Below are 19,243 nucleotides of genomic sequence, written 5' to 3'. Positions count from 1 at the left end.
TTAGTGCGCCTCCTTGGTGTCGGTGGTCTTGTGGAGGGTGGCCTCGGGGCCATCGTCGACGATGCCGCGGAAGCCGAGGGAATGATCGACATCCACACCGAAGTCCGAACCGGGCGGGCCATCGAGGGTCTGGTTGCCGCGCCACGGCAGGATGGTCAGCGCCATCGAACCGATGAAGATCACGCCGATCACGCCCCAGCCGTAGATCCCCAGCTGGGCGGGGGAGTAGCCCTCATAGGGCTCGGCAATCAGGGAGGTGATCTCCTGGAAGAGGATGATCGCCAGCACCACGGGGGTGATATTGGCGACGAAGATGCGCCAGGTGTTGCCCACGCGGAAGGAAGAGACGGCATTGAGGTGCAGTGCCAGCTCATCGGTGCGGTGCAGAATCCAGTCCACCACGATGATCGCGGCGATAGCGACGGCGACAATACCGATGTTGTTGGTGAACTTATCCACGATGTCAAGGGTGACCAGACCAGAGGTGGTGGGGAAGAAGATCATGGCGATCACAGCCATGGAGCCGCCCACCAGCAGCACAGCCTGCACGCGGGGAAGGTCGAACTTGTCCTGGAAGGCGCCGATGACCACCTCGAGCAGGGACTGCAGGGAGGTAATACCGGCGATCACGAGACAGGCGAAGAATACAACGCCGAAGACCGAGCCCCAGAGCCCGCCCATTTCCGAGATAACGGTGGGGAAGGCCACGAAGGCCAGGCCCGGGCCGGAGGAGGTGACCTCGTCCACGCCCACGCCCGCTTGGGTCGCCATGAATCCCAAGGTGGCGAATACGCCGATACCGGCCAGCACCTCGAAGGAGGAGTTAGCGAAGGCGGCCACCAGGCCGGTGCCGGTAAGGTTGGAGCGCGGCTTCAGGTAGGAGGAGTAGGTGAGCATGATGCCGAAGGCCACCGAGAGCGAGAAGAAGATCTGGCCATAGGCGGAGATCCACACCGTCGGGTTGCTCAGTGCCGACCAATCGGGTGTAAAGAAGGCGTTCAAGCCGGCGGCGGCGCCGGGCAGGGTGAGCGCGTAGATCACCATGCCGATGAACATCACGGCCAGCACCGGGATCGCCCAGGTGGACAGGCGGCCAATGCCCTTATCCACGCCCAAAGCCAGCACGGCGAGGACCAGTACCCATACGACGGCGAGGACGATGGCGATCGGCCACACGAAGTTCAGGCTGTTGATGGAAGTGGCGTCAATCTGCAGGAAGTCGTTGAAGAAGTATTCCTCCGCATTATCGCCCCAGGACTTGCCGATGGAGCTAAACGCGTAGATGGCGGCCCACGCAATAATCACCGAGTAGTAGATGGTGATGAAGAAGGACACACCTACTTGGAACCAACCGACCGGCTCGGTCCAGGACTTCAGACGACGAAATGCCTTCGGTGCCGAGCCGCGGAAGCGGTGGCCCACGGCGAAGTCGAAGAACAGCAGCGGGATGCCCGCGGTAATCAAGGCGACGATATAGGGGATGAGGAAGGCGCCACCGCCGGACTGATAGGCAACATAGGGGAAGCGCCAGATGTTTCCTAGGCCCACAGCGGAGCCGATGGCAGCGAAGAGGAACGCCTGCCGCGAGGAGAATGTTTCGCGGCTCTGAGCGACCTCGGCGCTACCTGCGGTGCTCGTGGAGGTAGACATGTCTCGGTCTCTTTTCTACTGATTCCGATGCGCCGCAGTGTGCTGCGCACCTCACTCTCAAAGAAAGTTTCACATGGTGAGAAACTTGGTCTCACAATAACAGAGTCGGTACGGATATAAGAACAGCCTCTATAGAATTTCAGGGAAATCTAAGAAAAGCGGAGTGTCCCAGCTAGGAGGGCTGCCGAGGGGGTGTGGCTACACCCATCTGGGGGCGGTGGGCTTGCGAGGGATGCTGCTGCGCGCCGCGAATCTCGGGTCGCGGGAGCGAAGAGCAGAAAAATAGGGGCCGTATATAGTAATGCCCATCAATAAAGGCGCCGCAGTGGAGATTCACTCCAGTGCGGCGCCTGCGGAGATATACCCCGCCCAAGCTTTAGTGGTTGCGCTTCAGCGGCGAGAAGTGCACGGCCGTGGCCAGAATGCTGCCGATGATCGCACCGACCGCGAGCGAGTAGCCGGTATTAATCAACCAGCCGAGGAAGCTGTAGTGGCCGTGGGAGAGGGAATGCATTAGGTCCTCGGGGCCACGCCATCCCAGCTCGGCGACACCGTGGACGATAATATGCCCGCCGACCCAGAGCATGGCGAAGGTACCGATCACGCTAATCGCGGCCAGCACCTTCGGCATGGCGGCGACCAGTCCGCGGCCGAAGGCGGCGGCACCGGAGTTATCGGAGGAGGCGAGCTTAAGCCCCACATCATCCATCTTGACCAGGAGCGCCACCGCGCCATAGACCAGCGCGGTCAGGCCCATGGCCACCACCACGAGCACCGCGGTGCGCACCCCGAAGGTCAGGTGGGCCACCTGGTCGAGGGAGATCACCATGATCTCCGCGCTCAAAATGAGATCGGTGGCGATGGCGCTTTTCACCAGCTGGTCCTCATCCACGGACTTATTGGCGGAGGCGGGGGTTTGTTTGCCCTCCTCGCCGGTGGCTAGCTCGACTACCTTTTCCATGCCTTCGAAGCAGAGAAAGGCACCGCCGACCATCAGGATCGGGTTGAGCAGCCAAGGCACCAGCCAGCTCAACAGCAGCGCCAGCGGCAAGATCACAATGAGCTTGTTAAAGAGCGATCCTCGGGCGATACGGAAAATCATGGGCAGCTCGCGCGAGGGGGAGACTCCGGCGACGAACTTCGGGGTCACAGCCGCATCATCGACCACCACGCCGGCGGCCTTGGTAGAAGTCTTGGCCGCGTGGACAGCCACATCGTCAATATTTGCGGCGGCAGCCCGAGCGAGAAGGGAGACGTCGTCGAGAAGCGCTGCAAGCCCACCGGCCATGAGGAGGTCCTAACTAGATAGGGGGAAACGAGCGGTTGCTTAGGGTGCACTAGCCCCGCTAGTGTTGCAAGAGCCGTGTACCGGCGCCCGAACTCCGCACATTGTGCATGCACCAGCTCTGGCCTGTGCGTTTATCTTTGTGGGAGTCGCGCCGTTGCCTAAGCATACTAAATACTGACATTACCGCGGGTGCCCGCGCGCCATAGGCCGCGCTGGGGCTGAGAACACACCGTGTGAACCTGATCCGGGTAATTCCGGCGAGAGGGAGGGTACTTTTTCATGACATCATCAACCCAGCGCACCGCCTCGCGGTGGCGCGTCGTCGACATCGTGGTGGCCGCCGTATTGGGTGTGGCGACTGGTCTGATTTTCTGGATCTGGAATTCGGTGGGCTACGCCTGGTACACCGCCGCGGACGCGCTCACCCCTGGTTTGGGCGGTATCGCCGTGGGCGTGTGGCTGCTCGGCGGCGTTCTTGGCGGGCTGGTGATTCGCAAGCCCGGCGCCGCGATTTTCGTGGAGCTGCTCGCCGCCGCCGTCTCTGCCACCTTGGGTAGCCAGTGGGGGCCGGAAACCCTGTACTCCGGTCTGGCGCAGGGAATCGGCGCGGAGCTGATCTTCCTCATTTTTGCTTATCGACGCTTCACTCCCGTTGTGGCCATGCTGGCCGGTGCCGGCGCCGCAGTCGGGGCATTCCTGCTGGAGCTGGTGCTCAGCGCCAACTACGCCAAGTCGCTGCTTTTTAATATCACCTACCTTTCCACCCTGATCGTCTCCGGTCTCTTCCTCGCAGGTCTGCTCGGCTATGTGCTGGTGCGGGCGCTCGCAGCGGCTGGCGCCTTGGATCGTTTCGCGGTAGGCCGCGAACACCGCGCCGAAGTCTAAGCTGCCCGAACCGCATCCGCCGCAGTGCGTGGGTGCGTCGCCGCCCACGGCGAGTATCTCAAGGAAAGTGGCCCATGGTGAAGCACCCACACGGTCTGTCGCAGTTCAGCGACGCCGCTGCCCCTGTGCATGTGCGGGACTATTCCTGGCGGCACGGAGGACGAAAAAATCCCACGCTGCGCTCCATTAATCTGCAGATCGAGCAGGGTGAGCGGGTGCTCGTTTTAGGGCAGTCCGGAGCGGGCAAGTCCACGCTGCTGCACGCCATCGCCGGCGTGCTGGGCGGCGAGGATGAGGGCGATGAGCACGGCAGCATCACTGTTGCGGGGCGCTCGCCCGAGCAGGCCCGTGGCCTCGTGGGAATGGTGCTCCAAGACCCCGACTCGCAGGTCATTAGCTCGCGCGTGGGCGATGATGTTGCCTTTGGCTGCGAGAACCTCGGCGTGGAGCGCGCGGAGATCTGGCGGCGAGTACCCGAGGCACTCGAGCTGGTGGGTCTGCATCTGCCGCTGGATCATCCCACCGCGGAGCTTTCTGGCGGGCAGAAGCAGCGCCTCGCCTTGGCCGGGGTGATCGCGATGGGCGCGCGGGTGATTGTGCTCGACGAGCCCACCGCCAACCTCGATCCCACTGGGGTGCGCGAGGTCCGCGATGCGGTTATCGCCGTTGCCGAGCGCACCGGGGCGACACTCATCGTGGTGGAACACCGGGTAGACATCTGGCAGCAGTACCTCGATCGCACAGTGGTCGTGGGTGCTGCGGGCGATATCGCCGCCGATGGCCCCATCGACACTGTCATCGCCGAGCATGGTGCCGAACTGGCAGAGCAGGGAGTGTGGGTTCCCGGGGTGGAGCTTGATCTGCCCGCCGCCCACATCGTGCCGGTGAGTGCCGATGCGGCACTATCCGCCACGGATCTTATGGTGGGGTGGCAGAAGAACCAGCCGGTGGCGGGGCCGCTGAGTCTCAGCATTCCCGCCGGGCATTCCACCGTGATCACCGGCGATAATGGCGCCGGTAAATCGACGCTGGCGCTCAGCCTCGCCGGCCTGCTCCGGCCCGTGCGCGGGAGTGTGCGGGTGCACACACCGCAGCGCAGCGTTGATCCGCATCGCTTGCGCTCTGTCGCGTTGGCCCAAACCTTGGGCTATGTGTTTCAGGACCCCGAGCATCAATTTGTCGCCCGCACCGTGCGCGAGGAGTTGCTCGTGGGCCCGCGTGTGATTAGCGGCAATAAGCATCTGAAGGAGCATCCCCGAGTGGATGAGCTTTTAGAGCGGCTGCGGCTAGCCCACCTCGCCGAGGCCAATCCTTTTACTCTGTCCGGCGGACAAAAACGCCGCTTGTCTGTGGCGACGGCGCTGGTTGCCGCGCCGCAGGTTTTGCTGCTGGATGAGCCCACCTTTGGCCAAGACCGGCGCACCTTCACTGAATTGGTGTATCTGATCCGCGAGCTGGCCGATGAGGGCGTGGCGATCGCTTCCATCACGCACGATCAGCTCTTTATCGACGCGCTGGGGGATCACCGCATCCACCTGGATAAGCACGCGCCCGCACCCCACGCGGGGGAAGGGGCATCATGAGCGCGCGCGTGAACGTGCTCCGTGGCACCAATCCCGTCACCCGGCTGCTGGGGGTACTCTTTCTTACGACACCACTGCTCATCAGCGTGGACTGGGTATCGGCCGGGGTGGCGCTGCTCTGCACCCTCGCGGTGACGCCGCTGTGCGGGATGTCCTGGCTTCAGCTGGCTCGCCGCGGCTGGCCGATTCTGGCTGTCACGCCCATTTCGGGTATCTCCATGGCCCTCTATGGCCGGCCCGAAGGTACCGAATATGCCAGTTTCCTCTTCGCCCACATCACGGACAACTCCCTCGAGCTGGCGCTGGCGATCATGCTGCGCGTGCTCGCCATTGGTCTGCCCGTGGTGCTCGTCTCTTACAAAGTCGATCCCACCGATTTCGGTGATGGGCTGGCCCAAGTGCTGAAACTGCCTGCCCGCTTCGTCATCGGTTCGGTGGCCGGCGTGCGTTTGATGAGTCTTTTCCAACGCGACTGGCGGGCCCTAGAGCGGGCGCGCCGCTCGCGCGGGCTCGGCGATCGCGGCCGCGTCACCCGCTTCTTCGGCCAGATCTTCGCCCTGCTCGTCCTAGCTCTGCGCCGCGGTTCCAAGCTCGCCACCGCCATGGAAGCCCGCGGTTTCGGCAGCGAGCACGAGCGCACCTGGGCGCGGGAATCGACCATGTCCGGCCGCGACTACGCAATCTTGCTCGCCTGCCTGTCCATTTCCTTTGTGGCGCTCGGGGTGTCCATCGCCAGCGGCGCTTTCCGTTTCCTCGGGGCTTAAGATGCCACGCACTGTGCTTATCGACGGCCGCTCTGGGGCGGGCAAAACCACCCTGTCGCGATGGTTGGCCGACTGTGGCGGCGCCCAGCTGGTGCACCTCGATGATCTCTACCCGGGCTGGAATGGGCTGGCCGCCGCCGGTGAGATCGTTGCCACCGATGTGTTGGCACCCATCGCGCCGGGGTACCACCGCTGGGACTGGGAGCAGGGGCGGGCAGGGCAGTGGCGGAGCCTTAAGGCCACCGCGCCACTGATTGTGGAAGGCTGCGGTGCCATCACCCCCGCCACTGTTGCGGCCGCCCGAGCGCGCGGTCCGGTGGCCACGATCTTCCTCGATCTCGACGCTGCCGAGCGCAAGCGGCGGGCGCTCGAGCGCGATCCGGGCTATGCGGCCTATTGGGATATGTGGGCGGCACAGGAGGATCGGCATATTCATTCCGTGCTGCCGTGGCAGGATGTGGACTTTTCCCGCACACCCTAGCTAAATACCCCCGCGTGGGGGTGGTTTCTGGGGACCTATAGAAATCGTTTCCGGCCCCCACAAGGGGTGAAGGTTTAAGGTAGCTAAGCTGCAGCACACAGTTTGCTAAGAGTTTTTCGTGTTTACTTCTCAGGCAAACTAAGATGTGACGTGCCGCAAAGGCGATCGTCATAACACGATGACGTCACCATATGCATGACCTACCTCGAATGGGAGAACTAACGCCATGACGCTAAAGAAGTCCCTGGCCATCCTTGGCGCCGCGTCGCTCACACTGGGCCTCGCTGCGTGCTCGGATGATAATGGCTCTGGCGGGGGAAGCGGAGCTGACTACATCCGCGCCAACGGATCCGAGCCACAGAACCCACTGATTCCGGCTAACACCAATGAGACCGGTGGTGGCCGTATTATTGACCTCATTAACTCGGGTCTCGTCTACTACGACACTGAGGGTGAAGTTCATAACGATCTCGCCGACTCCATCGAGTTGGAGGGCGATAAGACCTATCGTGTGAAGCTCAAGGAGGGCAAGAAGTTCTCCGATGGCACTGAGATCAAGGCCGAGAACTTTGTGAAGGCTTGGAACTATGCCATGGAGAACGAGCAGCTCTCCGCCTACTTCTTCGAGCCCATCATGGGCTACGAGGAGGGCGCCTCCGAGATGGAGGGGCTGAAGGTGGAGGACGATTACACCTTCACCATTGAGCTCCAGCAGCCCGAGTCTGACTTCCCGCTGCGCCTTGGCTACTCCGCCTTCTTCCCCCTTCCCGACGTCGCCTTCGAAGACATGGACGCCTTCGGCGAGTCCCCGGTCGGCTCCGGCCCCTACAAGCTCGAAGAGTGGAACCATCAGCAGGACGCCCTCATCGTCCCGAACGAGTACTACGACGGTGAGCGTGCCGCCCAGAACGACGGTGTGCGCTTCACCTTCTACCCGCAGCAGGACGCCGCGTATGCCGACCTTCTCTCCGGCAACCTCGACGTCTTGGATGCCGTGCCGGATTCCGCCTTCTCTACCTATGAGGAAGAGCTCGGCGACCGCGCGGTGAACCAGCCCGCCGCTGTGTTCCAGTCCTTCACCATCCCGGAGCGCTTGGAGCACTTCAACGGTGAGGAGGGAAAGCTGCGTCGTGAAGCCATCTCGATGGCGGTGAACCGCGACGAGATCACGGACAAGATCTTCCTCGGTACCCGCACCCCAGCGAAGGACTTCACCTCCCCAGTGATCGACGGCTATGACCCCGAGCTCAAGGGCGAAGAGGTTCTGAACTTCAACCCAGACCGCGCTAAGGAGCTGTGGGCCGAGGCCGATGAGATTGCTCCCTTCGAGGGCACCTTCGAGATCGCCTATAACGCCGATGGTGGCCACCAGGCATGGGTGGATGCTACTGCTAACTCCCTGAAGAACGTGCTCGGTATCAACGCCCAGGGTAAGCCCTATCCGGACTTCAAGTCCCTGCGCGATGAGGTGACCAACCGTGAAATCACCACTGCCTTCCGTACCGGCTGGCAGGCTGACTACCCGGGCTTGGGTAACTTCTTGGGGCCGTTGTACGCCACTGGCGCCAGCTCTAACGATGGTGACTACTCCAACAAGGACTTCGACGCCAAGCTCAATGAGGCTGCCGGCGCTGGGTCCGTGAAAGAAGCCACCCCGCTCTACAACGAGGCCCAGGAGATTCTGCTTGAGGATCTGCCCGTGATCCCGCTGTGGTACGCCAACGTCACCGGCGGCAGCGCCGACACCGTGGAGAATGTGGTCTTCAACTGGAAGTCTGTCCCCGTCTACGAGCAGATCACCAAAAAGTAATCTGTCGTAGCCTGCGCCTGAGGCGGTGTGGCTCGGCTCGTGTACACATGGGCGGGTGGCACTGCTGGGCGTAGTGCGTGCTTCTCAACTTCCCAGCACCCCTGGTGCCCTGGGATGAGTCTCCGAAAGGACGTTGCGCTCTGAATATTTACAGTTCTCAACGCTCATACGGTGTCATCCGCAGTGGCCAGGGGTGCTGGTGTCTGTGAAGCTTTGGTAATTTAAAGCGAATAGTCTCGCCAGTCTCACTGCGCCCCCGAGCTCCCCGTGCATCACAGGACAATCGGATCGGCCAGCGGTGGTGGCTTGCGGGAGGATCGACGCGTCAACCGCGCTACCTAACCTAGAAAGTCCTCGCCTATGCTGCGCTATGTGGGGCGCCGCGTTCTGCAGATGATTCCGGTGTTTATCGGAGCGACTCTGCTGATCTATGCGCTCGTATTCCTCATGCCGGGTGATCCTGTGCAAGCCCTGGGTGGTGACCGTGGACTATCCGAATCCGCGGCTCAACGCATCAGGGAAGAGTACAACCTGGATAAACCCTTCCTCGTCCAATACCTGCTTTACATCAAGGGCATCTTTACTCTTGACTTCGGCACCACCTTCTCTGGCCAGCCCGTGTCCTCGGTGATGGCCAATGCCTTCCCCGTGACCATCAAGCTCGCCTTCATGGCTCTGGCTTTCGAGACCATCTTCGGCATCCTCTTCGGCGTGGTCGCCGGTATCCGTCGCGGCGGCATTTTCGACTCCACCGTGCTGGTGCTGTCTCTGCTGGTGATTGCCGTCCCCACCTTCGTGATCGGCTTCGTGCTGCAATTCATGGTGGGCGTGAAGTGGGGGCTATTGCCCACCACGGTTGGCCCCAATGAGTCCTTCGAAGCGCTGCTTATGCCCGCGATCGTGCTGGGCGCGGTGTCCTTCGCCTATGTGCTGCGCCTGACGCGGCAGTCCGTGAGCGAGAATCTCACCGCCGACTATGTGCGTACCGCCCGCGCCAAGGGCCTGAAGGACAGCACGGTGATGAGCCGCCACGTGTTGCGTAATTCCTTGATTCCCGTCGCCACCTTCCTCGGCGCGGATCTCGGTGCCCTCATGGGTGGCGCCATCGTGACCGAGGGCATCTTCGGTATCAACGGTGTCGGCGGTTCCATTTACCAAGCCATCCTCAAGGGCGAACCCGCCACCGTGGTGTCCTTCACCACCGTGCTGGTGCTCGTCTACATTGTGGCCAACCTGCTCGTGGATTTGATCTACGCCGTGCTCGATCCGAGGATTCGCTATGCCTAAACCATCTCCCGCACACCTCAACCCCGAGAAGAACCTCCAAGGCCCCGCCTTTGAGACGAAGAAGGGCCAAGAGCACTTCGTTGACGCCGTGGATGAAACCGGCCTCGGTGCTGTCGACGCGGTGGCCGATGAGTCCGCACCGACCTCCCTGTGGGGCGAGGCGTGGCAAAACCTGCGTCGCCGTCCTCTGTTCTGGACCTCGGCCGTACTCATGCTCGCCGCCATCGTGCTCGCTTTGGTCCCGCAGTTGTTTACCAGCGTCGATCCGCAGACCTGCGAGCTCGCCAACTCCCTCCAGGGGCCCACGGATGGTCACCCCTTTGGTTTCGACCGCCAGGGCTGTGACATTTTCGCCCGCACCATCTACGGGGCGCGCGCCTCGGTGCTCGTCGGCGTGCTCACCACGATGTTCGTCGTGGTGCTCGGCGTGCTCATCGGTGCTACCGCCGGCTATCTCGGCGGCATCGTGGACTCCATCTTCTCCCGTATCACCGACGTTTTCTTCGCGCTGCCGCTGGTGCTGGCCGCCATCGTGGTGATGCAGATGTTTAAGGATCATCGCACGGTATTCACCGTGATCGTGGTGCTCGGCCTCTTCGGCTGGACCTCGATCGCCCGCATCACTCGCGGTGCCGTGATGAGCGTGAAGAATGAAGAGTTCGTTACCGCCGCCCGCGCCTTGGGCGCATCGCGCACCAAGATCCTGTTTAGCCACATCCTGCCCAATGCGGCGGCGCCGATCATCGTCTACGCCACCGTGGCTCTGGGTACCTTCATCGTGGCGGAAGCCACGCTGTCCTTCCTGGGTATCGGTTTGCCCTCGACGGTGGTCTCCTGGGGTGGCGACATCTCGCGCGCTCAGGCCTCGCTGCGCACCCAGCCGATGGTGCTCTTCTACCCGGCTGTGGCGCTGGCAACGACCGTGCTCAGCTTCATCATGATGGGTGACGTTGTGCGCGACGCCCTCGATCCGAAGGCAAGGAAGCGATAATTATGACGAATACTACGCCCCCTGCCGGCACCGATAGCTCCGCCGAGGTGGATCGTTCCGTGCCACTATTGACCTTCGAAGATCTCAAGATTTCCTTCGAGTCCACCACCGGCACCGTGGACGCCGTGCGCGGCATTAACCTCGCCATCTATCCCGGGCAGTCCGTGGCGATCGTGGGCGAGTCCGGCTCCGGTAAGTCCACCGCCGCCATGTCCATCCTCGGGCTCTTGCCTGGCACCGGAAAGATCACCGGCGGTTCCATTACCTTCGACGGCCAGGACATCACCGATGTCTCCGAGAAGGAGCGCCAAGAATACCGGGGCAAGATGATCGGCCTGGTGCCGCAGGACCCGATGAGTAACCTCAACCCCGTGTGGCGCATCGGCACCCAGATCAAGGAATCCTTGCGCGCCAATAACGTGGTGGATCCGAAGGAGTACGACGCGCGAGTCGCTGAGCTGCTCGAGGAGGCGGGTCTGCCGGACGCGGAGCGCCGCGCCAAGCAGTATCCCCACGAGTTCTCCGGCGGTATGCGCCAGCGCGCCCTGATCGCCATGGGCCTGGCCGCGCATCCCAAGCTGCTCATCGCCGACGAGCCCACCTCGGCTCTCGACGTGACGGTGCAAAAGCGCATCCTGGACCACTTGGGAACCCTCACCGAGGAACTCGGCACTGCCGTGCTGTTTATCACCCACGATCTGGGTCTTGCCGCCGAGCGCGCCGAGCACCTCGTGGTGATGCACCGCGGCCGCATCGTGGAGTCGGGTCCCTCGCTGAAGATTCTGCGCAACCCGCAGCACCCCTATACCCGTCGCCTTGTCGACGCCGCCCCCTCGCTGGCCTCCGCCCGCATTCAGCAGGCACAGCAGCAGGGTGTGGAGTCCACGGACAAGCTCAGCAGCGATCACTCGCAGGTAGAGGACGAGGTGATCCGCGTGGAGAACCTCACCAAGATCTTTGATGTTCGCGGCGCGCGCGGCGCTAAGAAAGAACTGCGGGCTGTCGATGATGTCAGCTTCGGGCTGCGCACCGGCACCACCTTGGCGCTGGTGGGCGAGTCCGGCTCGGGTAAGTCCACGGTGGCGAACATGGTGCTGAACCTGCTCGACCCCACCGAGGGAAAGGTGTATTACAAGGGCACCGATCTGTCTACCTTGGGCCGCAAGGAGCTTTTCGATATGCGCCGCAAGCTCCAGGTGGTGTTCCAGAACCCCTATGGTTCGCTCAACCCGATGTATTCGATCTACCGCTGTATCGAGGAGCCGCTGAAGGTACACAAGGTGGGCAACCGCGAGCAGCGGGAGAAGCGCGTCGCCGAGCTGCTGGATGTGGTGCAACTGCCGCGCTCGACCATGCGCCGCTACCCTAATGAGCTTTCAGGCGGTCAGCGCCAGCGCATCGCTATTGCCCGCGCCTTGGCGCTGCAGCCGGAAGTGATCGTGTTGGACGAGGCCGTCTCCGCCCTGGACGTGCTGGTGCAAAACCAGATTCTGCAGCTGCTGACGCAGCTTCAGGATGAGTTCAATCTCTCCTATCTGTTCATCACTCACGATCTCGCCGTGGTGCGCCAGACTGCCGATGACATCGTGGTCATGCAAAACGGCAAGGTAGTCGAGCAGGGCAGCGCGGACGATATCTTCGATCACGCCCAGCAGGACTACACTCGGAATCTCATCGATTCAGTGCCTGGGCTCGGCATCGAGCTCGGAGCAGGGGAGTAAGCCCCGCACCCACAACGCCACAAGGGCCGCCGCAGTACGTGCTGCGGCGGCCCTTGTGGCGCTATCTAGGGGAGAATCAGGCGGGGTCGATGATCTCCTCGAGTTTCTCTGTGGGGCGAGCAATAACCACCCCGGAGGCACTACGCACAAAGGGTCGTTCGATCAGCGTCGGGTGGGCGAGCATGGCCGCGATAAGTTCATCCTCCGGCGTCTCGGGGCTCAGCCCTAGCTCGGCATACTCGGATTCGCCGGTGCGGATAGCCTCATGCGGGCGCAGGCCAGCATCCGCGAGCAGGCTGCGGAGCGTCTGTTCGTCGGGGGTGTCCTCGAGATAGCGCACGATGGTCGGCTCGATGCCGTGATCGCGCAGATACTGCAGCGCCGCGCGGGACTTGGAACAGCGGGGATTGTGATAGATCACGGTCATGCCGCCAAGGCTACCGGTGTGGAGCGTGGCGTCGTCAAGCGAATGAGCAGCCCGCAGGAGTGAGGGTGACGTTGTCCGCCCACTCGAGGGTGATACCGCGCGAGCGCAGCCACTGGTGGACGTCATCGCCGTAGCGGGTGATGCCTTCCACGGCGGTGAGCGTGCGATCGATGGCGCGCTCAGCCTCGGAGGCGGTGATGAGCCCAGCGGAGGTGGCGGCGGCGAGCTCGTCGATGTCGAGCACGTCGATGGGGGTGCCCGTGGTGGCCACGAGATCCACGTAGAGATCCCGTGTGGTCCAAGTGGAGCCCTCGCGGTTGATGTCTGCGATGTCGATATAGAGCTCTTGGTCTACATCCACCCCGGGACGGAAGTGAAAGATATTGGCGCGCAGGCCGAGATCGGGCAACAGCCACGACTCGAGATAGCCGAAGCGGGGATGATCCGCCCCGCGCGCCATGTACAGCCCGAAGTCGGTTTCGGTGTAGGTATCCACCGCGCGCAGGTAGCCCTTGGGGTCCGTGTTGGTCAGCGCGGAGACGTCAAAGGTCTCCTGCTTCACGGGATGGAGATCCACAGTGGAGCCTCCATCCTGCGCATCGGGCTGGGAGGTGGACATGAGATACCTGCGCAGTTGCTCTTAGACCGTGAAGATCGCGGCGGTGGGGGCGAAGTGGCAGGCAGTCTCGGAGGTATTCACAGTGCCCTCGAGAACGGCGATGATGGTGCCCTTGCCGGTGGCTGCCGTGCCGTTGAGGGTGGCGGGGCCGTCGGGGTTGAGGCCGCCATTGCCCAAGCGGGAGGTGCCGAACTGCAGGGTGTCGATATTCATCCAGTGCACGTTGAGTGCGTCCTGCTGCTCTGCAGCCAGGCCCGGGGTGCCAAGTGCGGTGAACACGAAGCCGGCCTCGTCAGCGGGAACACCCGGCAGCGGCAGATCTGCCGGCCCGGGAACAGCGATGGCGGTGCCCACGGCGGTGTGCTCGCCGCCGATGCAGGAGCCAGCGATGGTGGGCCAGTAGAACTGGGTGAACTCGGGGGTGTTCTCCGGCTTCAGCAGCGGCGCACCCGCGGGGGAGTGGCCACCCTCGTAGAACTCCACGGCGGCGATCACGGCGTTGCGCAGCTGCTCGGGGATGAAGGGCTGGTTGGCGAAAGCGCGGGCCTGAGCCAGCACCTCAGGGGCGGGGCGGCTGAGATCGTCGATCAGCTGCGGATTGGTAATGACGGGAATCGTCATATCGGAGCTGGTCTGCGCGGTGGCCAGCGGGGCGGAAAGCGTGGCGCCAACGGTCAGGGCGGCAGCGCAGGCGACGGCGATCGGGGTACGGAGTTTCACGGGGTTTCAGTGTCCTTTCTTGGAAGCTGTACATGCGACGGGCACAAAGCTCTAGTCCACAGACTTCACTTAAACCACATTAGTCACAACAGTCATAACACTAATACATTTCTCAGAGTGAGGCTAGGCCTGTGTTCACTATCATCGTCGCAGCTGCGGGCGGAGCAGGCCTGGGCCTGCGGGGTATCCGCACCGGGGCGGCGTCGTCACGCGCAACGGCCGCAGTAGCTACCGCACTCTGTGAAGGCATAAGAGGATGTGTCACTGTCGGAATAGATAGGTTTTTGTTGCCATTTCGTTACAATCTACTCTAAAAGATGTGGTATCGCCGGAAAAGGGGGTACACTCGGCTAGTCGTTGCCCGCGTATGACGCGCAGGCGACAGGCGCGCTTCCTTCTTCATCGTCTGCGCGCCGCGATCACCATCTATATTTCAGGAGTACACACAAGCCCGTGAGCGAAAACAACACTACCGCGCGCACCGAATTCCGAAACGTCGCCATTGTCGCACACGTTGACCACGGCAAAACCACCCTCGTCAACGCCATGCTCGAGCAATCCGGTGCCTTCGGTGACCACGGCGAGGTCGCCGATCGGGTGATGGACTCCGGTGATCTGGAGAAGGAAAAAGGCATCACCATTCTGGCTAAGAACACCTCCATTCGGCGTGTGGGCCAGGGGAAGAATGGCGAAGATCTCATTATTAATGTCATCGACACCCCCGGCCACGCCGACTTCGGCGGTGAGGTGGAGCGTGCGCTGTCCATGGTCGATGGCGTGGTGCTGCTCGTCGACGCCTCCGAGGGCCCGCTGCCCCAAACCCGCTTCGTGCTGGGCAAGGCCTTGGCGGCGAAGATGCCGGTGATTATCTGTGTGAACAAGACCGACCGCCCCGATGCCCGCATCGACGAGGTGGTCGAAGAATCCCAGGACCTGCTGCTCGAGCTGGCCTCCACCCTCGAGGATGAGGAAGCCCAGCAGGCCGCCGAGACTCTGCTGGATCTTCCGGTGCTCTACGCCTCCGGCCGCGCCGGCACCGCCTCCACCGAGAACCCCGGTGATGGCAATGTGCCGGATGCGAAGGATCTGCAGGAGCTCTTCAACGTGCTCTACGATGTGCTGCCCGAGCCCTCGGCGGATATCAACGCCCCGCTGCAGGCCCATGTGACCAACCTAGACTCCTCTTCTTTCTTGGGCCGTATCGGCCTAGTGCGCGTGCACGCCGGCGTGTTGAAGAAGGGCCAGCAGGTGGCATGGATTCACTACGACGATGAGGGCAATCAGCACACCAAGACCGTCAAAATTGCCGAGCTGCTTTCCACAGAGGGCATGCAGCGCGTGCCCGCCAAGGAGGTTATCGCCGGCGATATCGCGGCTATCTCCGGTATCGATCAGGTGATGATCGGCGACACCCTCGCCGATGTGGAGAATCCGACCCCGCTGCCGCGCATCACCGTGGATGAGCCGGCGATCTCCATGACCATCGGCGTTAATACCTCGCCGATGGCCGGTCGCGGCGGTGGCGATAAGCTTACCGCCCGCGTGGTGAAGGCCCGCCTCGAGCAGGAGCTCATCGGTAACGTCTCACTGCGCGTGCTGCCCACCGAGCGTCCCGACGCCTGGGAGGTGCAGGGCCGCGGCGAGATGGCGCTGTCCGTGCTGGTGGAAACCATGCGCCGTGAAGGTTTCGAGCTCACCGTGGGTAAGCCCCAGGTGGTGCCCAAGACCATCGACGGCAAGATCCACGAGCCCTTCGAGCACATGGTCATCGACGTACCCGCCGAATTCCAGGGTGCCGTGACCCAGCTGCTAGCCGGCCGCAAGGGAATCATGATGTCCATGGACACCACCGGAAGCGACTGGGTACGCATGGAATTCGAGGTGCCCGCCCGCGGTTTGATCGGCTTCCGTACCGTGTTCATGACCGATACCAAGGGCACCGGCATCGCCAATCACTACTCGGATGGCTACCGCCCCTGGGCCGGCGAGATCAAGGATCGCGCCTCCGGTTCCTTGGTGGCCGATCGCTCCGGTCAGGTCACCACCTATGCGCTGATGCAGCTGGCTGATCGTGGCCAGTTCTTCGTGGAGCCCGGCATGGAGGCCTACGAGGGCATGGTTGTGGGGCAGAACAACCGTGATGAGGACATGGACGTCAACATCGCCAAGGAGAAGAAGCTCACCAATATGCGCTCCGCGACGGCGGATGCCACCTTTACCCTGGCTAAGGCGCATGTGCTCTCCCTCGATGAGGCCATGGAGTTCTGTGGCCAAGACGAGTGCGTGGAGGTGACCCCAGAGCGCATTCGCGTGCGCAAGGTGATTCTCTCTGCCACCGACCGTGGCCGCGCCCGTGCCCGCGAGAAGGCCCGCAACAAGTAGCGCGACTTCTCGGCCGCGGGGGCCTAGCCGCTAGACTCATGAGGGTGATCAATGTGCTTCGCCGTGCCTCGCTTTGCTGCACCAGCGTGGTCGTCGCTCTCAGTATTGCCAGCTGTGCAGCCAATCCGGGCCCACCGCCGGTGGAGGAAGTGGAGCGGACGATCAGTACCACGTCCTCCTCCACGCCGCCGGAGCGCCCCGAGGACATCGATCCCGCTGAGCGGAACAAGATCATCGTGGGCATGGATCCCTTGCTCAACGGTTTTAACCCGCACCTGATCGCCGATTCCACGCCTTTTGTGGAATCAATGGCAGCGCTGGTGTTGCCCAGTGCCTTCGTCGGCGGTGAGCTCAATTCCTCTTTGCTCACCAGCGCCGAGGAGATAGAACCGGTCGGCGATGCGGTGCAGACGGTGCGCTATCAGATCAGTACCGCGGCCCAATGGTCTGATGGCACCCCCATCACCGGCTCCGATTTTCAATACCTGTGGGAATCCATCGTCTCCACCCCGGGCACGACGGACACCGCTGGCTATCGCCAGATCTCCAGCATTCGTGTCAGCAATGGCGGCAAGTCCGTAGCCGTGGACTTTGGTCACCGCGTGGAGCAGTGGCAGAGATTGTTCACGCACCTACTGCCGAGCCATATTTTCCTCACCGGCACTGATGGATTCGACCGCGTTTTGGCCAATACCATGCCGGTCTCTGGCGGGCGTTATCAAGTCTCTTCCGTTGACAGGCAGCGTGGCGAGGTAGTGCTGTCGCGGAATGATCGCTACTGGGGGCTGCAGCCCGCGAAGATCGAAAGGCTCATTTTCCGCGAGATTCGCTCGGCCGGTAGCGCCGCCGAGATGATGCGCCGCGGCCAAATGGATCTGGCCGATCTCTCGCTGGAGGAGACCACCGAACCCGCCCTGAAGCTCGTACCCAGGGTGGAAACCGCCACCCGCGTCTATCATCGCCGACTCGACGTGGTGTTCAACACCCAGGCCCCCACTCTGGACACCCCGGCGAAGCGGGCCGGTTTCATCAGGCTTATCGACGCCCCCCTCGTGGCCAAGCTCGCCACCGGCCGCAGTACGCATCTCGGGCTGGCGGATCCCAGCGAGTTCCCGCAGCCAGAGATAGAACCGGAGGCGCTGCCCAGCGGCCGCTCCGTCATCTTGGGCGTGGATGCCGCCGATGACGAGGCCGTGACGGCGGCGCGGTCTATCAGCGATCTCGCCGCGCAGCAGGGGATCGATGTGAACGTGATTCTCTCCACCACCGCCGAGCTCTTTAGCACCCTCATGCCCGAGGGGCATATCGACGGTATCGTCACCCACTCCCGCACAGAGCAAACTCCCATCGGGCTCGCGACCCGCTATCTGTGTGGGGTGGCCGTGACGCAGCTGTGCGATAGCGATCTCGATGCCACGCTGCGCGAGTATCTCGCCGGCGCGGTGGATGACACCGCCGCCACCGAGGCGGTGCGGGCGGTGGAAAATCGCGAGATCCTGACCTATCCGCTGTCCTATACCATCCGCCTTGATGCGGCAGGGGCGCGTATTATCGGCCCCGCCTCCACTTTCGCTGAGTGGCCCGTTGATCCTTATGCTGGGCGACTCGCCGGCGCCGCCAGCTGGAGCGTGCGCCAAGGCCTAGGCCCCAGTCGTATCGGCACCCCTGAGGAGAACACCGAAACCCCATGATCACCACTGTGCAGTCCGAGACGCCCTTAAGTGACGTCACCGTTCTTGCTGTCCACGCCCATCCTGATGATGAGGCCATCTGGACCGGCGGGCTCCTCGCCCATCTGGCGCGCCGCGGCGCAAATGTCATCGTGGTCACCTGCACCTTGGGTGAACAGGGAGAGGTGATTGGTGACCCCTACCAGAACTTAGTCGCCGAGCACTCCGATCAGCTGGGCGGTTTCCGTATTCGCGAGCTCCAGGAATCGCTGGCGGCCCTCGGGGTGCGCGGGATTCACCTCGGTGCCCCAGGGCAGTGGCGAGACTCCGGTATGGCCGGCGATCCTTCCGCGGCGCACCCGCGGGCCTTGGTGAATAACCTAGATCAGGCCACTGAGCAGCTGCGGCAGCTCATTGCCGAGTACCGCCCTGAGCTGTTGATCACTTATGGCCCGGATGGCGGCTATGGCCACCCGGACCACATCGCGGCGCACACCATCACCCACCGGGCTGCCCCGGAGCACACCCGCATCCTCTGGGCGGTGACGCTGGAGGAGGACCTCGAGGCCGGCTTCGCGGGAATCCGCTCCATTCCGCAGACGTGGCGCCGCGCCGATGCGGAGATCGCGCGGGTCGAGCACGCCGATATTCGCTTGGCCCTGACCCCTGCGGAGCAGGCCCAGAAGGTGGCGGCGATGAAGGCCCACGCTACCCAGATCTGGATCGCCGACGGCTCCGTGAGCGCCACCAACCCGGTGCCCGCGCATGCTGCGGCAGATACTCCTGTGTTTGCGCTATCGAATCTCATTGCCCAGCCGGTGACGGCGAGCGAGAGCTATCAGATTGGTGCGGGGCCACAGCTGCCGAGTGACGTCACGGATGTACTCGATGGGGTGAGTGAGGTCTATCGGCTCGGCGAGGATGCACTGGCACACCTTCCGCACTGTGGGAAGGAGGACTAAGCG

16 protein-coding genes and 1 riboswitch are annotated in these 19,243 nt (G+C 62.8%); of the genes, 11 read left to right on the top strand and 5 right to left on the bottom strand.

What is annotated here, in order from left to right; genetic code table 11:
• On the bottom strand, positions 1 to 1,650 hold the full coding sequence (locus GBB11_RS05675) for a sodium-dependent transporter (protein WP_151549132.1): 1,650 nt from the start codon (positions 1,648 to 1,650) through the stop codon (positions 1 to 3).
• A gap of 376 nt (positions 1,651 to 2,026) precedes the next feature.
• Positions 2,027 to 2,938, bottom strand: a complete 912-nt coding sequence (locus tag GBB11_RS05670) for a DUF808 domain-containing protein (RefSeq protein ID WP_151549131.1) — start codon at positions 2,936 to 2,938, stop codon at positions 2,027 to 2,029.
• Between the two features lie 175 nt (positions 2,939 to 3,113).
• Positions 3,114 to 3,223: riboswitch (TPP riboswitch) on the top strand.
• Between GBB11_RS05670 and GBB11_RS05665 the strand changes: the two genes are divergently transcribed.
• From GBB11_RS05665 to GBB11_RS05630, 8 genes are all read left to right on the top strand, one after another.
• The gene (locus tag GBB11_RS05665) at positions 3,218 to 3,823 is read left to right on the top strand and encodes an ECF transporter S component (RefSeq protein ID WP_151549130.1); all 606 of its coding nucleotides are present in this window, start codon (positions 3,218 to 3,220) and stop codon (positions 3,821 to 3,823) included. (Overlaps the previous riboswitch by 6 nt.)
• Positions 3,824 to 3,897: 74 nt before the next feature.
• Positions 3,898 to 5,406: an ABC transporter ATP-binding protein gene (locus GBB11_RS05660; protein WP_151549129.1), complete on the top strand. Its 1,509-nt coding sequence runs from the start codon at positions 3,898 to 3,900 to the stop codon at positions 5,404 to 5,406.
• A gap of 8 nt (positions 5,407 to 5,414) precedes the next feature.
• Positions 5,415 to 6,170, top strand: coding sequence for an energy-coupling factor transporter transmembrane protein EcfT (locus GBB11_RS05655; protein WP_192796331.1), 756 nt, complete (start codon positions 5,415 to 5,417; stop codon positions 6,168 to 6,170).
• Position 6,171: 1 nt separating this feature from the next.
• Positions 6,172 to 6,651, top strand: coding sequence for a hypothetical protein (locus GBB11_RS05650; RefSeq protein ID WP_151549127.1), 480 nt, complete (start codon positions 6,172 to 6,174; stop codon positions 6,649 to 6,651).
• Between the two features lie 226 nt (positions 6,652 to 6,877).
• Entirely contained in the window at positions 6,878 to 8,461 is a 1,584-nt protein-coding gene (locus GBB11_RS05645) for an ABC transporter substrate-binding protein (protein ID WP_151549126.1), read from the top strand.
• Positions 8,462 to 8,821: 360 nt separating this feature from the next.
• Positions 8,822 to 9,748, top strand: coding sequence for an ABC transporter permease (locus GBB11_RS05640; protein ID WP_151549125.1), 927 nt, complete (start codon positions 8,822 to 8,824; stop codon positions 9,746 to 9,748).
• On the top strand, positions 9,741 to 10,739 hold the full coding sequence (locus tag GBB11_RS05635; protein WP_151549124.1) for an ABC transporter permease: 999 nt from the start codon (positions 9,741 to 9,743) through the stop codon (positions 10,737 to 10,739). Before GBB11_RS05640 ends, GBB11_RS05635 begins: the two co-directional genes overlap by 8 nt.
• Positions 10,740 to 10,741: 2 nt before the next feature.
• Positions 10,742 to 12,460, top strand: a complete 1,719-nt coding sequence (locus tag GBB11_RS05630; protein WP_151549123.1) for an ABC transporter ATP-binding protein — start codon at positions 10,742 to 10,744, stop codon at positions 12,458 to 12,460.
• A 76-nt stretch (positions 12,461 to 12,536) separates the two neighbouring features.
• Here the strand turns inward: GBB11_RS05630 and arsC are convergent, their stop codons facing one another.
• Genes arsC through GBB11_RS05615 form a run of 3 tightly spaced genes read right to left on the bottom strand, consistent with a single transcriptional unit; the run spans position 12,537 to position 14,226 of the window.
• The gene (gene arsC, locus GBB11_RS05625) at positions 12,537 to 12,887 is read right to left on the bottom strand and encodes an arsenate reductase (glutaredoxin) (protein ID WP_151549122.1); all 351 of its coding nucleotides are present in this window, start codon (positions 12,885 to 12,887) and stop codon (positions 12,537 to 12,539) included.
• Between the two features lie 34 nt (positions 12,888 to 12,921).
• Complete coding sequence (locus GBB11_RS05620) at positions 12,922 to 13,506, bottom strand: DUF402 domain-containing protein (protein ID WP_151549121.1); 585 nt, start codon at positions 13,504 to 13,506, stop codon at positions 12,922 to 12,924.
• Between the two features lie 21 nt (positions 13,507 to 13,527).
• Positions 13,528 to 14,226: a hypothetical protein gene (locus tag GBB11_RS05615; RefSeq protein WP_151549120.1), complete on the bottom strand. Its 699-nt coding sequence runs from the start codon at positions 14,224 to 14,226 to the stop codon at positions 13,528 to 13,530.
• A 453-nt stretch (positions 14,227 to 14,679) separates the two neighbouring features.
• On the opposite strand from GBB11_RS05615, the gene typA reads away from it, so the two are divergent.
• Genes typA through mshB form a run of 3 tightly spaced genes read left to right on the top strand, consistent with a single transcriptional unit; the run spans position 14,680 to position 19,240 of the window.
• Positions 14,680 to 16,608 (top strand): translational GTPase TypA, encoded by a 1,929-nt coding sequence (gene typA / locus GBB11_RS05610; protein WP_151549119.1) that lies wholly within the window; start codon positions 14,680 to 14,682, stop codon positions 16,606 to 16,608.
• A 44-nt stretch (positions 16,609 to 16,652) separates the two neighbouring features.
• The gene (locus GBB11_RS05605) at positions 16,653 to 18,299 is read left to right on the top strand and encodes an ABC transporter family substrate-binding protein (RefSeq protein ID WP_192796327.1); all 1,647 of its coding nucleotides are present in this window, start codon (positions 16,653 to 16,655) and stop codon (positions 18,297 to 18,299) included.
• Positions 18,296 to 19,240 (top strand): N-acetyl-1-D-myo-inositol-2-amino-2-deoxy-alpha-D-glucopyranoside deacetylase, encoded by a 945-nt coding sequence (gene mshB, locus GBB11_RS05600; protein WP_151549117.1) that lies wholly within the window; start codon positions 18,296 to 18,298, stop codon positions 19,238 to 19,240. The genes GBB11_RS05605 and mshB overlap by 4 nt, the downstream gene beginning before the upstream one ends.
• Positions 19,241 to 19,243: the final 3 nt, after the last annotated feature.

This window comes from Corynebacterium sp. 74A (genome assembly GCF_008930665.1).
GTDB classification, from domain to species: Bacteria; Actinomycetota; Actinomycetes; order Mycobacteriales; family Mycobacteriaceae; genus Corynebacterium; species Corynebacterium megadyptis.
This window is presented reverse-complemented; position numbering and strand designations above follow the sequence as displayed.

What these genes read in the sequence shown, in the direction of transcription:
- GBB11_RS05620 (WP_151549121.1), bottom strand. Translation starts at nt 13,506, where the DNA reads ATGTCCACCTCCCAGCCCGATGCGCAGGATGGAGGCTCCACTGTGGAT.
- GBB11_RS05675 (WP_151549132.1), bottom strand. Translation starts at nt 1,650, where the DNA reads ATGTCTACCTCCACGAGCACCGCAGGTAGCGCCGAGGTCGCTCAGAGC.
- GBB11_RS05660 (WP_151549129.1), top strand. Translation starts at nt 3,898, where the DNA reads ATGGTGAAGCACCCACACGGTCTGTCGCAGTTCAGCGACGCCGCTGCC.
- GBB11_RS05665 (WP_151549130.1), top strand. Translation starts at nt 3,218, where the DNA reads ATGACATCATCAACCCAGCGCACCGCCTCGCGGTGGCGCGTCGTCGAC.
- GBB11_RS05635 (WP_151549124.1), top strand. Translation starts at nt 9,741, where the DNA reads ATGCCTAAACCATCTCCCGCACACCTCAACCCCGAGAAGAACCTCCAA.
- GBB11_RS05640 (WP_151549125.1), top strand. Translation starts at nt 8,822, where the DNA reads ATGCTGCGCTATGTGGGGCGCCGCGTTCTGCAGATGATTCCGGTGTTT.
- arsC (WP_151549122.1), bottom strand. Translation starts at nt 12,887, where the DNA reads ATGACCGTGATCTATCACAATCCCCGCTGTTCCAAGTCCCGCGCGGCG.
- GBB11_RS05645 (WP_151549126.1), top strand. Translation starts at nt 6,878, where the DNA reads ATGACGCTAAAGAAGTCCCTGGCCATCCTTGGCGCCGCGTCGCTCACA.
- GBB11_RS05670 (WP_151549131.1), bottom strand. Translation starts at nt 2,938, where the DNA reads ATGGCCGGTGGGCTTGCAGCGCTTCTCGACGACGTCTCCCTTCTCGCT.
- GBB11_RS05650 (WP_151549127.1), top strand. Translation starts at nt 6,172, where the DNA reads ATGCCACGCACTGTGCTTATCGACGGCCGCTCTGGGGCGGGCAAAACC.
- mshB (WP_151549117.1), top strand. Translation starts at nt 18,296, where the DNA reads ATGATCACCACTGTGCAGTCCGAGACGCCCTTAAGTGACGTCACCGTT.
- GBB11_RS05630 (WP_151549123.1), top strand. Translation starts at nt 10,742, where the DNA reads ATGACGAATACTACGCCCCCTGCCGGCACCGATAGCTCCGCCGAGGTG.